General features: G+C 59.3%; 8 protein-coding genes and 1 pseudogene. 7 read left to right on the top strand and 2 right to left on the bottom strand.

Annotated elements, in window-relative coordinates; translation table 11 throughout:
* Positions 1–59: 59 nt before the first annotated feature.
* Positions 60–512 carry an Hsp20 family protein gene (locus PSH78_RS17720; protein WP_305495834.1) on the top strand — a complete coding sequence of 151 codons (453 nt, stop codon included), beginning with the start codon at positions 60–62 and terminating at the stop codon, positions 510–512.
* Between the two features lie 224 nt (positions 513–736).
* Here PSH78_RS17720 and PSH78_RS17715 read toward each other — a convergent pair whose 3' ends face one another.
* Both PSH78_RS17715 and PSH78_RS17710 read right to left on the bottom strand, forming a co-directional pair.
* The gene (locus tag PSH78_RS17715; protein ID WP_305495832.1) at positions 737–4,015 is read right to left on the bottom strand and encodes an EAL domain-containing protein; all 3,279 of its coding nucleotides are present in this window, start codon (positions 4,013–4,015) and stop codon (positions 737–739) included.
* Positions 4,016–4,082: 67 nt separating this feature from the next.
* Entirely contained in the window at positions 4,083–4,973 is an 891-nt protein-coding gene (locus tag PSH78_RS17710) for a LysR family transcriptional regulator (protein ID WP_305495830.1), read from the bottom strand.
* Positions 4,974–5,183: 210 nt separating this feature from the next.
* Between PSH78_RS17710 and PSH78_RS17705 the strand changes: the two genes are divergently transcribed.
* From PSH78_RS17705 to asd, 6 genes and pseudogenes are all read left to right on the top strand, one after another.
* Entirely contained in the window at positions 5,184–9,854 is a 4,671-nt protein-coding gene (locus tag PSH78_RS17705) for a dermonecrotic toxin domain-containing protein (RefSeq protein WP_305495828.1), read from the top strand.
* Positions 9,855–10,147: 293 nt separating this feature from the next.
* The gene (leuC, locus tag PSH78_RS17700) at positions 10,148–11,566 is read left to right on the top strand and encodes a 3-isopropylmalate dehydratase large subunit (protein WP_305495827.1); all 1,419 of its coding nucleotides are present in this window, start codon (positions 10,148–10,150) and stop codon (positions 11,564–11,566) included.
* 11 nt (positions 11,567–11,577) lie between these two features.
* A complete protein-coding gene (gene leuD / locus PSH78_RS17695; protein ID WP_030142033.1) occupies positions 11,578–12,222 on the top strand; it encodes a 3-isopropylmalate dehydratase small subunit in 645 nt (214 codons plus the stop codon).
* Positions 12,223–12,369: 147 nt separating this feature from the next.
* Positions 12,370–13,134, top strand: a complete 765-nt coding sequence (locus tag PSH78_RS17690; protein WP_305495825.1) for a class I SAM-dependent methyltransferase — start codon at positions 12,370–12,372, stop codon at positions 13,132–13,134.
* A 48-nt stretch (positions 13,135–13,182) separates the two neighbouring features.
* Positions 13,183–14,263: pseudogene (gene leuB / locus PSH78_RS17685) on the top strand (3-isopropylmalate dehydrogenase).
* Between the two features lie 54 nt (positions 14,264–14,317).
* Positions 14,318–15,430 (top strand): aspartate-semialdehyde dehydrogenase, encoded by a 1,113-nt coding sequence (asd, locus tag PSH78_RS17680; protein WP_305495823.1) that lies wholly within the window; start codon positions 14,318–14,320, stop codon positions 15,428–15,430.
* The last annotated feature ends 137 nt before the right edge of the window (positions 15,431–15,567 follow it).

Here is a 15,567-nt window from a genome sequence, read left to right as displayed (position 1 = left end):
GATGCCGAATTCGGGTCGCGGAGACAAAAACCTTGCTGAACTTTCAGGAGATTTGAATCATGAGTACTGCATTTTCGCTGGCCCCTCTGTTCCGTTCCTCGGTGGGCTTCGACCGTTTCAACGACCTGTTCGAAACCGCCCTGCGTAACGAACCGGGCAGCAGCTATCCACCCTACAACGTGGAAAAACATGGCGATGACGAATACCGCATCGTAATCGCCGCCGCCGGGTTCCGCGAAGAGGACCTGGATCTGCAAGTGGAAAAAGGTGTGCTGACCATCAGCGGCGGCAAGCGCGAGGCCAGCAACGACAGCGTGACCTACCTGCACCAGGGCATCGCCCAGCGTGCGTTCAAGCTGTCCTTCCGGTTGGCGGATCATATCGAGATCAAGTCCGCCGGCCTGAGCAACGGTCTGTTGAGCATCGACCTGTTGCGTGTGGTGCCGGAAGAGGCGAAAGCCAAGCGCATCCCGATCAACGGTGCGCAACAGCAAGCCGCGCTGGAAAATTGATGCATCGCAGTTGAAGAAGGGCGCCGAAAGGCGCCCTTTTTCATTTTGAGTATCAGTAGAAGACAAAGTTGTGGCGAGGGGATTTATCCCCGCTGGGTTGCGAAGCAGCCCCAACAAAACAGGCGACGCTGTTTAGCCTGACATGCCGAGGCGACGGTTTTTAGGGCTGCGTCGCAGCCCAGCGGGGATAAATCCCCTCGCCACAGCAAGCTCCTTGGCAACCGCTAAGGCAACAACCGCTCGAACGCCTCCAGCGGCAACGGCCGGCTGTGCAGGTAACCCTGGTACAAATGACAATCGAGCCCCTGCAGGAACTTCAACTGCTCCAGCGTCTCGACGCCTTCGGCAATCATTTCCAGGTTCAGGCTGCGGGCCATGGCGACGATGGCGCGGATGATCTCGGCGTCGTTGGGGTCACTGGTGGCGTCGCGTACGAACGACTGGTCGATTTTCAGCGTATCCACCGGCAGGCGCTTGAGGTAGGTCAGCGATGAATAACCGGTACCGAAGTCGTCCATGGCAAAGCTCACCCCCAATTTCTTGAGGCGGCGCATCTTGCCGATGGTGTCGTCCAGGTTGTGGATCACGATGCCTTCGGTGATCTCCAGCTTCAACAGGGAATAGGGCAGGCCATGGCTGGCGAGGCTGGTTTCGATGCGCTCGACGAAGTCGCTCTGGCGGAACTGCCGGGGGCTGATATTCACGCACAGCTTGAACCGTCGGGGGTCGACCTTGCCCTTGGCGATCAGTTGCTTGAAGCCGTCGCAGGCTTCGTCGAGGATCCAGGTGCCGACTTCCAGGATCAGGCCGCTGTCCTCCAGCACCTTGATGAACTCATTGGGTGATTGCGCGCCCAGGTCCGGATGATGCCAGCGCACCAGGGCCTCGGCGCCGACGATGCGGTTGTCCCGGGCATCGACCTGTGGCTGGAAATGCACGCTGAACTCGTTGCGAGCCAGGGCCTGGCGCAGGTCGGTTTCCATGCGCAGCCGTTCGCTGGCGGCTTTCTGCATGGTGGCGTGGAACATCTGCGAGGTATTGCGTCCCGAATCCTTGGCGCGGTACAGGGCGATATCGGCACGCTTGAGCAGGTCAGTGGGCGTGGAGCCGTGGTCCGGTATCAGCGCCATGCCGATGCTGGGGGTGACTTGCAGTCGTTGCCCATCGAGGAACATCGGCTCGGAAAGCAATTCGCGAAGGGTGTCGGCCAGGGTCTGCACCTGCTGGCTGACCACGCCACGCGTGCCTTCCAGGCCGCTGAGCAGCACGACGAATTCATCGCCACCCAGGCGCGCCACGGTGTCTTCGAGGCGCACGCTGGCTTCGAGGCGCGCGGTGATGATCTTCAGCACCGTGTCACCAACCGGATGGCCGAGCGAATCATTGATGTGCTTGAAATGGTCAAGGTCGAGGAACAGCAAGGCCCCGCGCAGGTTATGGCGCTTGAGCAAGGCGATCTGCTGGCTGAGCCGGTCCAGCAGCAGCGCGCGGTTGGGCAGGTTGGTCAGCGGGTCGTGATAGGCGAGGTGACGGATCTGCGCCTCGGCGTTGCGCAGCAGGCTCACGTCACGGGCCGTCAGCAGCAGGCATGCGGTTTCGTTGAGCGTGATGGGCTCGACCGATACTTCCACCGTGAGGATTTCCCCGCGCTTGTTGCGCCCGAGCATTTCCTGGTGAAGGACGCGGCCCTTGAGCTGCAATTCGGCGAGCAGCGCCGTCCGTTGCTTTTCTTCGGCCCAGATGCCGACCTCGTAGACGGTATGGCCGATGACTTCGTCGGCGCGATAACCGGTCAGGCGACAGAAACCATCGTTGACCTCAAGGTAGCGGCCGCTTTCGCATTCGGTAATGGTGATCGCGTCGGGGCTGGAGTGGAATGCCTTGGCGAATTTTTCCTCGCTGGCCTTCAGCGCCGCTTCGGAGCGTTGTTGCTGGGTGATGTCCCGCAGGGTGGTGACGATGCAGGGCTGGTTGCCGACGCTGATCTGCCGGCTGGAGATCACGCAGGTCAGCGGCTGGCCGTTCTTGTGGTGGACGACGATGGCGACATTGCTCAGCGACTGCTCGCGGATGACCCGTTCGATGCGCTGCAGGCTGCTGCCCGAGGCTTCCCAGAGGCCGATCTCGTCGGCGCTGCGGCCCAGCACATCATTGGCTGCCCAACCGAATGTCTGGGTAAAACTGGAGTTTATTTCCAGGAACGTGCCGTCGTCCTGGTGGGTAAGGCAAATCGGATCGGGGCTGACCTGGAACAACGTGGCGAATTTTTCTTCCGAAGCCGCCAGGCTCTGTTCGCGCTCCACCTGGTCGGTGATGTCGAGCAAGGTGCCGGCCATGCGCAGCGGGCTGCCGTCGTCGTTGCGGTAGAGACGGGCGCGGCTTTCCAGGTAACGCGAGCTGCCGTCCGGCAGTTGCACGCGGTAGGTCAGCTGGTAATTGCCCGCCGGGCCTTCTCGCAGGCTGCGGTAGGCGTTGCGCATGTTGTTGCGTTCTTCGGTAGGCACGCCCTCGAAAAACGCATCGAACGATTCGTGGAACGGCTGGGGCTCCAGGCCATGGAGCTGCGCGGCCCGGGCCGAGCCGTAGAGCATGCCGCTGGGGATGTGCCAGTCCCAGGTACCCAGTTGCGCCGAGTCGAGGGCCAGGTCCAGGCGCTCCTGGCTGTCCTTGAGGGCCTGTTCGGCAAGTTTGCGTTCGGTGGTGTCGAGGAAGGTGCTCAATAGATAAGGCTGGCCTTCGAGTTCGACTTTCTGGGCGCTGAGGATACCGTTGTGGACCTGGCCGTTACTGGCACGAAATTCCACTTCCATGCTCACCAGTTCGCCCTTGGCCTTGGTGGCCTCCACCAGTCTGGCGCGCTGCGTGGGGTCGACCCACAAGCCCAGTTCCAGGGTGGTGCGGCCGATCACATCGTGGACCGGCCAGCCGAACAGGCTTTCGAAGTACTGGTTGGCTTCGCTGATCAGCCCATCCTCCTGGCGGGTCAGCAGGACCATGTTCGGGCACAGGTGGAAAAGCGTGGCGAAGCGTTTCTCCGAGCTGCGCAGCGCCTGTTCCCGTTCGCGCTGGTGGGTGATTTCGCGGATCACCCCGATCATGCGCGGGCGACCGTGCTTGTCGGGCAATACGCTGCCACTGATTTCCAGCCAGTGCAGGCTGCCATCGGGCCAGACGATGCGGTGGTGCATCGCCTGTTCCAACGGCATGCCGGAAACGGCTGCATGAAAGGCCCGCACGGCCCTGGCCCGATCTTCGGGCAGCAACAGGTCGAGGTAGTCGACGTCCGCCGGCAATGGCTGGCGCGGGTCGAAGCCGAACAACGCCTGGGTGCCTCGGGACCAGCTGATCTGGCCGGTATCGATGTCCCACGACCAGGCCCCCAGCCGCGCTCCGTTCAGGGCGGCGAGCAACTGTGGCGCGCTTTCCCAGCTTTGCTCGGACCGTTTCGGGTCGAGTGCCTGGATACGCGGCAGGGGCGGAGTACGGTCGGCGGGTGTGGGCATTCTCTAGCGGGCCTTGGGCGATTGGGTGTTATGCGCAGGCGTAATGGCCCTGTAGGAGTAGCACAACTTATGCCCTTGTCCCTGGCAGATCGATTTGTGCGTCCAATAGAGCCATGAAAGCCCGTGCAGCGTTCGACAGCGTCCGTTCGGTGTGCAGGATATAGCCTAGCTGGCGACTGAGCTGTATGCCCGGCAAAGGCACACGCGCCACCTGATCATCAAGCATCGTGCGCGGCAAAACGCTCCAGGCCAGGCCGATGGAGACCATCATCTTTATGGTTTCCAGATAATTCGTGCTCATTGCGATGTTCGGCGTCAGGCCCTGGGCTTCGAACAGCCGCTGCACGATGTGGTGGGTAAACGTGTTGCCTCCCGGGAAAACCGCCGGATGAAGGGCAATGTCCGCCAGGCTGACCGCGTTGTTTTCCAGCAGGGCGTGTTCCGGCGCCACCACGAAATCCAGCGGGTCGTCCCACACCGGCGTGGCCCGTACCAGCGTGTGGGGCTCGGGGGCGAGGGTGATGACCGCCAGTTCCGCCCGGCCATGGAGAATTTCCTCGTAGGCCACTTCCGAATCCAGGAACTGAATATCCAGTGCCACCTGTGGGTAGCGTCGGGTGAACTCCCGCAACAGCGGTGGCAGCCGGTGCAAGCCGATATGGTGGCTGGTGGCGAGGGTCAGGCGCCCGGTCACTTCGCCGGTCAGGTTGGTCAGGGCGCGGCGGGTGTCGTCCAGCACGTTGAGGATCTGATAGGCCCGTGGCAGCAGGGCCCGACCGGCTTCGGTCAGGCTCACTTCCCGGCCCAGACGGTCGAACAGGCGCACATTGAGCTGCTGCTCGAGGCCGGCGATACGCTTGCTGATGGCCGGTTGCGTCAGGTGCAGGCGTTCACCGGCACCGGAAAAACTGCCGGTTTCAGCGATGGAAATAAAGGCATTGAGGTTGGCGAGGTCCATGGCGATTCGGGTCGAATTCGAGTGGGTTATAAATGATACCAAAACCATGAATTCTGGTTATTCATCCGGCGGGCAACCGATTCTGCCAGGAGGGGTAGCCAGTAAAGTCAATTTTCTTTCACTGCTATAAATATGTACCACCTTGTGTTGAGTATTCCTGGCGTAAATACCTGCAGGTCATGTGGCCTTTTCGGATTTAAAAGGACTTTTATGCCGATTCCTTATTCAACAAAACCACAATTTACAATCGAAGATTCGATGCGAGCGCAGTTCGCCACTCGCCCAACCCTGGAAAACGTTACCCAACAAATACTCACCGCTGCGATTAATAAAAAATACCCCTCGCTGAGCATCGATTTGGCGAAGACCTGGCTGGCAACGCCCGAGTCGACTGGAAGCTGGTTATTGGTGCCGTTGATGGGTCGAGTGATGGATTACCTGGCCAACGGTACTGCACTTGATCTGGGGCCGCTCTACTCTTGGCCCCAGAAGTTGACCGATGGGGCGGGGTTGGAGCTGGGTTCTCCCTCCGACAATCCTGATATGAAAGTGATCGAAGGGCTGATCAAAGAGCTGCCATGGATCATCCCGGTCGGCATGCAGAATGCCCTGATGGATTATTGGACCCAGGCTGCGGATACGGGCCTCAGTCGTTGGCGATGGGTCAGCGATGTGCTTAGGGACACACTGAGCATTCACGCAGCCCGCCAGGATGACTTGAGCGATTTCGCCCGTGAAACCATCAATCAAGTGATCCAGTGTCCTGAGAATGAAGAACAAATCCGTCGATTCGGTGAAGATCATACGCGTGTCTTGTGTCTGGAAATCACGCTCAGCAGCGATAGTCCCAATGCCACCGCGCTAAGTTCCACATTTGTGCTGACGCGCGGTAACTTGGCATTGCAATGCCCGCCCGCTGGGAAAATCGCTGTCTTTTCTTCAATGGACGCGGTTTTTGAGCAGTTGAGGCGTGAGGTGGCTGAAAAATATTCAGTCGATGAGGTTCTTATCAATCGCTACGTCGTTGACGGCAATATTTTCGATGCTCAGGCAGGGGTTGTTCTGAACAGGCAACTACATACTCTTGGCACACTGAAACTGCCGGCCAGTATCGGGGTGGAGGCATTGGAGGTGTTATCTAAAAAGCTGACTGACCCCACCAGCTATTTTCGCGGAGCGCCTCTCGCTGACCGGCAAGCCCTTGATTCGCTAAAAACTCATCTGCCCGAATGGTTGCTTCAGGCTTGCCCTGCTGATAAGGCCCTCTATCGCCATTACAGTCTTGAATTGGCTCGCGTCAAAAAAGCCAAGTGGGGTCGTAATTTCCTCAGCGGAATTTCGGATATACGTCAATTTGCGAAAACTGCTCTCTGGATAAAAATGCTGAGTGACCGCGGGCGGTTCGAACCCCGTTCATCAGTACAGACATCCTCCGTCCTGAATATCGATGATATCGAGTTGATTTTTTTCAAGTTTGCCGCCTCAGGAGGGAGCATCGGCAGTCCTGGCCCCGTCAGTGGTGTTGTGGAGCCGGTGACAATGAGCCTGACGGATCTGGCACTGAAAAACCTGTCGGGTTCACCGGGTAGTTTAGCAACCGTGCGCCATCGCCTTGGATTGTCGCTGCCTGCATGGCTGACACCTGGATATGTAACGGGGTTGATCCAACAGGTTGATATTGGCAGGGTTTACCCTCAGGAACTTCAGGCGCGCTTATTAGGCGATACCCCTGACGCAGGCGAGCGTGAACGGTTATTTGGTGACCAACTCAGCGCGCAGCTTCCATTGCAGGCTCTGGAATTGAGCCTCAAGAAAGAAAACGGTTTGACCCCGCTGGGCGTGCGTTATGTCGCGGCGCTGATGCAGCCCGAAGGCGTTGTCCAGCAGGTCGGTGATGAGCCGGTGGTCATTCGTCATCTGGCGTTGCTGCGTGAACCCGATGCAACCCCTGATATTGTCAGCAACATGTTCATTATTGAACCGGCCAATATCGAGGCAGGCCCGCACTTGCTGTACCGGCCGTTTTATTCGCCCGTACTGCACGAGTTCAGTTCTCGCGCAGCCCTATTAGAGGCCATTTCAAACCCCGGGCCGTTGCAAGACAGCGTCCTGGTCTGGTTGGACGATAGCGCTCGGTCGGTTTATGCCAATGGAGGTTTTCATGAACCCCATTTCGTGCGTTATGGCCTGGGTATCGAGTACGCGCCAATCGATCTGACCCCCCCTGCGGCCAGTCTGTCCACCAGCGACTCCAATGACGAGTTGCAGACGTACCTGCAGAACGGAAAGTTGCATCAATACCTGTATGGCAGCAATGCCAGAGCTTTGGTGGAACAGGCGGACAGAGACTCGGTGTCCAACAGCGAAAACCGATGGGCCGCCCTGTTTGAAGGGGGAAGCCTGATATTCAATACCTTGTTGTCTCTACCTTTTCTAGGCGGCCCGGTGATGGTAACGGCTTGGTTGCTCAGCTTGATATCCGTCGTCAAGGACATTCCAGCGCTTTATAGCGAGGACCCGGTTGCGCGCGAGCTGGCCCTCGTCGATTTGTTGCTCAACGTAGGAATGTCGCTGTTCCATGTGGGTTCGAGCGTTCTACAGAGCCAGCCCAGGTTGGCCCCAGGGACAAGGGCCAAAGTCGTGCCCTTGCCGGCCCCTCTGAGGATTGCCAAGCAATTGCCGGAGCCACTCCTGCCGAAAGTTGTCGCAGGAACTGTCAGTTTGGCGGGAGAGCTGCCCAAGACGCACAGTATGCTTCTGGATTTCAGTTTTGCCAGTGCCCGAAATCGTCTGACGCCCAGCCAGCGTGAAAATTTGTCGCGCTTCGAGGTGATGGTTGAAGGGCCGCTGCCCGATCCGATACCCGACGGCATGTATGTAATAAACGGCAAGCGACATGTCATGGTCGAGAATCAGCTGTATCAGGTCCAGGATGTGCAGGATGGAGCCGTTGCCATTGTTAATCCGCGCAACGTCAATCAGCAGGGCCCCTATTTGCAGCGGTCAAACGGAATGTGGTCACTGGACTTGCGTTTGGGATTGAAGGGCGGCGCGCCCTCGAAGCGCTTGGGCGCTTTGGCTCTGGCAAACGTTGAAAAACAAAACGAGTTGGCAACCTTTGCTAAAAAGTTCAATGAAGAGTCGCCGAGGCTGGAAGAAAAATACGAAAAGTTGGTAACGCTTATAAAACGCGCAAAAAATGATCCACGCAAGCCTTTTAGCGAGGAGCAGATTAACCAAATGCATCAAAAGCTTTCGCCTATCGCCCAGGAGCAAATAAATTTATATGAGAGTTTTCTGGAAAAAGCGCTGAGCCTGTTTGAGAAATCCAAACACTGGCAGCGTATGGCATTCGAGCGCAGTGACGTGGGCGAAGTCGTCAATAAACTGGCCAGAGCTTGTGATGCTGTCGTATCGGTTAATTCTCTAGGGCGTGTAGCGTTGGGGAAGGCGTACCCGGAGTTTGATATCCCCATGGGCCCGGAGTTGATAGAGGTTATTAGAAAAAACCACGCTAGATATAAGGAGCTCAGCAGGGAGTTGACCAAGCTTGACAAAAGCAGTCTCGCGATGACTGATCTCAAGGAACGCTTTCTGCAGCGCCGGGAAAAGTTGAGTTCATCAGGGTTCGAGGGCACCCATCCCTATGTGATCGCTGCATCCAGCTACACGCCTCTTGGCATGAGAGCCTTTATCTTGCGCAGCAAGTTATTCCAAGGCTTGAAACAATGGCATAGCGCTGCGCGAATAATGCTGGAGGCGGTATTCGAGCCGCTGCAAGAACACATCCAGACGCACACCGAGCTGAACAGCATTAATCTAGGCGCTGCGGAGCGTTTGGATGTGCTAGGTAGCCTGGTTGAGCGTTACGGCGAGGCTCAGGATGTAATGGCTAATCTTGATGGCCAGTTGGACAGTGACGTTTCGAGCCAGGTCAACGACGTTCTGAAATTTTTGAAACAGGATGCGTTCAGTAAACTGAGCGTTGAAATAGAACAGCTTGAGTGGGTGGGCCAGCAGTCGGCGTCTCCGGCCAAGTCCAAGCCTGCCCTGCAAGTTACGCAGCGCAGGGTCATCAAGACCCGTCACAAAGGCACCTTGATTGGCCGGCTGAGGCCGCTTGTGCGCGAAGCCCAAAATGAAATGGTCGAAATCCGATCTGAACCTGATAACAAATTGCTTTCCACGTATTCAAAGCAAGGGGATATATGGGAGGAAGTTAACGTTCAGGCGCCCGAACCACAAAATATCGACATTTTGGTGGGGAATGCTCGCAAACTCGCTGCCGAACAAGTGGATTTTTTGAAGGGACTGGAGGGATTCAAACAGGTTAGCGAGCACGCCGTCGCGGTCGAAGAGATTGCCGACCACCAGGCACAATGTCTCGATGAGGCTGCCAGAGGGCTCAAGAATGCACTCAAAGGAGCGCTGGACGATAACGAAGCGCGTTATCAGCCGCTGATTGACGAACTGGTTGGAAAGTCCAAGGCACTGAGGGCCAAGGGCCTGGAGTTTCGCAAGGAGCTAAGCCTCAGGTTGCCCCCCACGCATGGCAACCTTCAATTTCTGCTTGAGAACAAGTTTCTGCAAATCCATAAGCTGGGACCGCGCCAGAAAATGCGAAGGGACTTTTTGCAGGAATATGCGCTCTATGAAACCGGTAAGGGCCTCGCGGACGCCCCTTGGTATGCACATTTTCATTACCGCGCAGCCGATACGCCGAAGGACGCCTATACAGCTGCACATTTGAAAACCCGGGAGCAACGTAGGCAAGGCACGTATGCGACCGGAACAGAGGCCGCACAAGTGAGGATCAATGTGTATCGGGGCCAGATTGGCTCGAATCTGATTCATCAGTGGTTCTTGCCGCTGGCAACCTGATCAGAAGCTGATTGATCACACCGCTCGAAGCCGGGTTGCCCAAGAGTCCCGCAACCCGGCGCAGCGGGTTCAGAGTTACCCCCATCAGCATCTTTAACCGGATCAGTAGCCATGGACGGTGGACGGCACGTGAATGCTGTTTATCTCCTGGATTCCAGTTGGTTATGCAAAGCATGAAAAATATGAATTTGAGTTATTTAATGTAGCCTCTTACCATCAGCCTCACAAGCCAAGGGGTTATTGATCCGCTCAGGACCCAGGGCATAGAAACAAGCTGATGAGGAAACCGTCTGATGGCCGGCAAAACGCTCTACGACAAGCTCTGGGATTCGCATTTGGTCAAGCAGCGCGACGATGGCTCGGCGCTGATCTACATCGACCGCCACATCATTCACGAAGTGACCTCGCCGCAAGCCTTCGAAGGTCTGCGCCTGGCCGGGCGCAAGCCTTGGCGCATCGATGCCAACATCGCGACCCCGGACCACAACGTGCCGACCACGCCGGAGCGCAAGGGTGGCATCGAAGCCATTGCCGACCAGGTTTCGCGGCTGCAAGTGCAGACCCTTGACGACAACTGTGATGAATACGGCATCGTCGAATTCAAGATGAATGACGTCCGCCAGGGCATCGTCCACGTGATCGGCCCGGAGCAGGGCGCGACCTTGCCGGGCATGACCGTGGTCTGTGGTGACTCGCATACTTCGACCCACGGCGCCTTCGGTGCGCTGGCCCATGGCATCGGTACTTCCGAGGTCGAGCACGTGCTCGCCACCCAGTGCCTGGTCGCCAAGAAAATGAAAAACATGCTGGTGCGCGTCGAGGGCAAGCTGCCATTCGGCGTGACCGCCAAGGACATCGTCCTGGCCGTGATCGGCAAGATCGGCACCGCCGGCGGTAACGGCCACGCGATCGAGTTTGCTGGTAGCGCGATCCGCGATTTGTCCGTCGAAGGCCGCATGACCATCTGCAACATGTCCATCGAAGCCGGCGCGCGCGTCGGGTTGGTGGCGGCCGATGAAAAAACCGTGGAATACGTCAAGGGCCGGCCGTTCTCCCCGAAAGGCGCCGAATGGGACATGGCGGTCGAAGCCTGGAAAGACCTGGTCTCCGACCCGGACGCCAGGTTCGACACCGTGGTCGAGCTCGACGCGACGCAGATCAAGCCGCAAGTCAGCTGGGGCACTTCGCCGGAAATGGTTCTGGCGGTGGACCAGAACGTGCCGGATCCAGCCAAGGAAATGGATCTGGTCAAGCGTGACTCCATCGTCCGTGCCTTGAAATACATGGGCCTGAGCGCCAACCAGGCGATCACCGACATTCAGCTCGACCGTGTGTTCATCGGCTCCTGCACCAACTCGCGGATCGAAGACCTGCGCGCCGCCGCCGTGATCGCCAAGGGCCGCAAGGTGGCCTCGACGATCAAACAGGCGATCGTGGTGCCGGGCTCGGGGCTGGTGAAAGCCCAGGCCGAAGCGGAAGGGCTGGACAAGATTTTCCTCGAGGCCGGTTTCGAATGGCGCGAGCCGGGGTGCTCGATGTGCCTGGCGATGAACCCGGATCGCCTGGAGTCGGGCGAGCACTGCGCCTCGACGTCCAACCGAAACTTCGAAGGTCGCCAGGGCGCCGGTGGGCGTACGCACCTGGTGAGCCCGGCGATGGCCGCCGCCGCTGCCGTCAACGGCCGTTTTGTCGATGTCCGCGAATTGATCTGAAGGAGCGCAGCATGAAAGCTTTCACCCAGCACACCGGTCTTGTCGCGCCTTTGGATCGTGCCAACGTCGACACCGACCAGATCATCCCCAAGCAATTCCTGAAGTCCATCAAGCGCACCGGCTTCGGCCCGAACCTGTTTGACGAATGGCGTTACCTGGATGTGGGCCAGCCGTACCAGGACAACTCCAAGCGGCCGTTGAACAAGGATTTCGTGCTCAATGCCGAGCGTTACCAAGGCGCCAGCGTATTGCTGGCCCGCGAGAACTTCGGTTGCGGTTCGAGCCGCGAGCACGCGCCATGGGCCCTGGAAGAGTACGGTTTTCGCAGCATCATCGCGCCGAGCTACGCCGACATCTTCTTCAACAACAGCTTCAAGAACGGCTTGCTGCCGATCATTCTCAGCGACGCCGAAGTGGACGAGCTGTTCCAGCAGGTCGAGGCCAACCCTGGCTATCAACTGCAGATCGACCTGGCGGCGCAGACCGTGACCCGTCCCGACGGCAAGGTACTGGGTTTTGAAATCGACGCGTTCCGCAAGCACTGCCTGCTCAACGGCCTGGACGACATCGGCCTGACCCTGCAGGACGGCGAGGCGATTGCCGCGTTCGAAGCCAAGCACCGGGCGAGCCAGCCTTGGTTGTTTCGTGATGCTTGATTGATGTGAGGTTGATGTAGTCAGTGCTGGCCTCTTCGCGAGCCGGCTCGCTCCCACAGGGATGGCGCAAATCCAGTGTGGGAGCGAGCCCGCTCGCGAAGACGGCGGTGCTGACACCACAAGGCTACAGCCCAAAAGGAAGTCCCCATGACCAGCACCGCCCACAGCCAAGTCGTACAAAAGCAATTCGGCGAACAGGCCTCGGCCTACCTGAGCAGCGCCGTGCACGCCCAGGGCGCCGAATTTGCCCTGCTGCAGGCCGAGCTCGCCGGTCACGCCAATGCCCGTGTGCTGGACCTGGGCTGTGGCGCCGGGCATGTAAGTTTCCATGTGGCGCCGCTGGCCGGTGAAGTGGTGGCCTACGACCTGTCCCAGCAGATGCTCGACGTGGTTGCCGCGGCGGCGGCCGAGCGTGGCCTGGGCAATATCGGCACGGTACGTGGCGCCGCCGAGCGGCTGCCGTTCGCCGACGGTGAGTTCGACTTCGTGTTCAGCCGCTATTCGGCGCATCATTGGAGTGACCTGGGCCTGGCGTTGCGGGAAGTGCGCCGGGTGCTCAAGCCGGGCGGCGTAGCGGCGTTCATTGATATCCTGTCGCCGGGCATGCCGCTGCTCGATACCTACCTGCAAAGCGTCGAAGTGCTGCGGGACACCAGTCATGTGCGCGACTATTCGGCCGCCGAGTGGTTGCAGCAAATCAGCGACGCGGGGCTGCACACTCGTAGCACCTCGCGCCAGCGTCTGCGCCTGGAATACCGTTCGTGGGTCGAGCGCATGCGTACCCCGGAGGTAATGCGGGCGGCGATTCTCGAGCTGCAGCGCTCGATGGGCGATGAAGTGCGTGAATATTTTCAGATTGAGGCCGATGGTTCGTTCAGTACGGATGTACTGGTGCTGTGGGCCGAGCGATAGCATTTTTTCCCGGCTAGCCCAAGGGCGCCGACAGTTAACGAGGAAAGCATGAGCAAGCAGATTCTGATTCTCCCAGGTGATGGCATCGGCCCGGAAATCATGGCCGAGGCGGTCAAGGTCCTGGAGCTGGCGAACGCCAAGTACGGCCTGGGTTTCGAACTCAGCCACGACGTGATCGGTGGCGCCGCCATCGACAAGCGGCGTGCCGCTGGCTGATGAAACCCTGGACCGGGCCCGTGCCGCCGATGCCGTGCTGCTGGGCGCCGTGGGCGGGCCGAAATGGGACAAGATCGAACGCGACATCCGCCCCGAGCGCGGGCTGCTGAAGATCCGCGCGCAACTGGGCCTGTTCGGCAACCTGCGTCCGGCGATCCTTTATCCGCAACTGGCCGATGCATCGAGCCTGAAGCCGGAAATCGTCTCCGGCCTGGACATCCTCATCGTTCGCGAGCTGACCGGCGGTATCTACTTCGGTGCCCCGCGCGGTACCCGTGAGCTGGAAAACGGCGAGCGCCAGGCCTACGACACCCTGCCGTACAGCGAAAGCGAAATCCGCCGTATCGCCCGGGTCGGCTTCGACATGGCCCGCGTGCGTGGCAAGAAGCTGTGCTCGGTGGACAAGGCCAACGTGCTCGCTTCCAGCCAACTGTGGCGCGAAGTGGTCGAGCAGGTGGCCAAGGATTACCCGGACATCGAGCTGAGCCACATGTACGTCGACAACGCCGCGATGCAACTGGTGCGCGCGCCGAAGCAGTTCGACGTGATCGTCACCGACAACATGTTCGGCGACATCCTGTCCGACGAAGCGTCGATGCTCACCGGTTCCATCGGCATGCTGCCGTCGGCCTCCCTGGATGCCAATAACAAGGGCATGTACGAGCCGTGCCACGGTTCGGCGCCGGACATCGCCGGGCAGGGCATTGCCAACCCGTTGGCGACCATCCTGTCGGTGTCGATGATGCTGCGCTACAGCTTCAACTTGAACGATGCCGCCGACGCGATTGAAAAAGCCGTCAGCGTGGTCCTGGACCAGGGCTTGCGCACCGGTGACATCTGGTCACAAGGTTGCACCAAGGTCGGTACGCAGCAAATGGGCGATGCAGTAGTCGCCGCGCTGCGGAATCTGTAATCTTTCGGGCCCACTGCTTCGACGGTGGCCCACTTTTGTATAGGTGTAGTTGCGATGAAACGTGTAGGTCTGATCGGTTGGCGCGGCATGGTCGGTTCCGTGCTCATGCAGCGGATGCTGGAAGAGCAGGATTTCGATCTCATTGAGCCGGTGTTTTTCACCACCTCCAACGTCGGTGGCCAAGGCCCGTCCGTGGGCAAGGACACCGGTGTGCTCAAGGATGCCTACAGCATCGAAGAGCTCAAGAGCCTCGACGTGATCCTGACCTGCCAGGGCGGCGACTACACCAGCGAAGTGTTCCCCAAGCTGCGTGAAGCCGGCTGGCAGGGTTACTGGATCGACGCCGCTTCCAGCCTGCGCATGCAGGACGACGCGGTGATCATCCTCGACCCGGTCAACCGCAAGGTCATCGACCAGCAACTGGACGCGGGCACCAAGAACTACATCGGCGGCAACTGCACCGTCAGCCTGATGCTGATGGGCCTGGGCGGCCTGTTCGAGGCTGGTCTGGTGGAATGGATGAGCGCCATGACCTATCAGGCGGCTTCCGGTGCCGGCGCGCAGAACATGCGCGAACTGATCAAGCAGATGGGCGCGACCCACGCCGCTGTCGCCGATGACCTGGCCAACCCGGCCAGCGCCATCCTCGACATCGACCGCAAGGTCGCCGAGGCGATGCGCAGCGATGCCTATCCGACCGAGAACTTCGGCGTGCCGCTGGCTGGCAGCCTGATCCCGTGGATCGACAAGGAACTGCCTAACGGCCAGAGCCGTGAAGAGTGGAAGGCCCAGGCCGAAACCAACAAGATCCTCGGTCGCTTCAAGAGCCCGATCCCGGTGGACGGCATCTGCGTGCGCATCGGCGCCATGCGTTGCCATAGCCAGGCGCTGACCATCAAGCTGAACAAGGACGTGCCGATCGCCGACATCGAAGGGTTGATCAGCCAGCACAACCCTTGGGTCAAGCTGGTGCCGAACAACCGCGAAACCAGCATTCAAGAGCTGAGCCCGACCAAGGTCACCGGCACCCTGAACGTGCCGGTGGGCCGCCTGCGCAAACTGAACATGGGCTCGCAGTTCGTCGGTGCTTTCACCGTCGGCGACCAACTGCTGTGGGGCGCGGCCGAGCCGCTGCGGCGGATGCTGCGGATCCTGCTCGAGCGGTGATCGGTTGCTGCTGTTGAAGAACCCGTGCCTTGCGAGAGGTGCGGGTTTTTTATTGGAAAACAGCGCTGAGGTGTTGGGGTATCTGACCCGGCCTCTTCGCGAGCAGGCTCGCTCCCACATGGGATCTCTGTAGAACA

The organism is Pseudomonas sp. FP198 (genome assembly GCF_030687895.1).
Classification (GTDB): Bacteria; Pseudomonadota; Gammaproteobacteria; order Pseudomonadales; family Pseudomonadaceae; genus Aquipseudomonas.
Note: the sequence above shows the minus strand (reverse complement) of the source record. Positions and strands in the feature narration are given on the sequence as shown.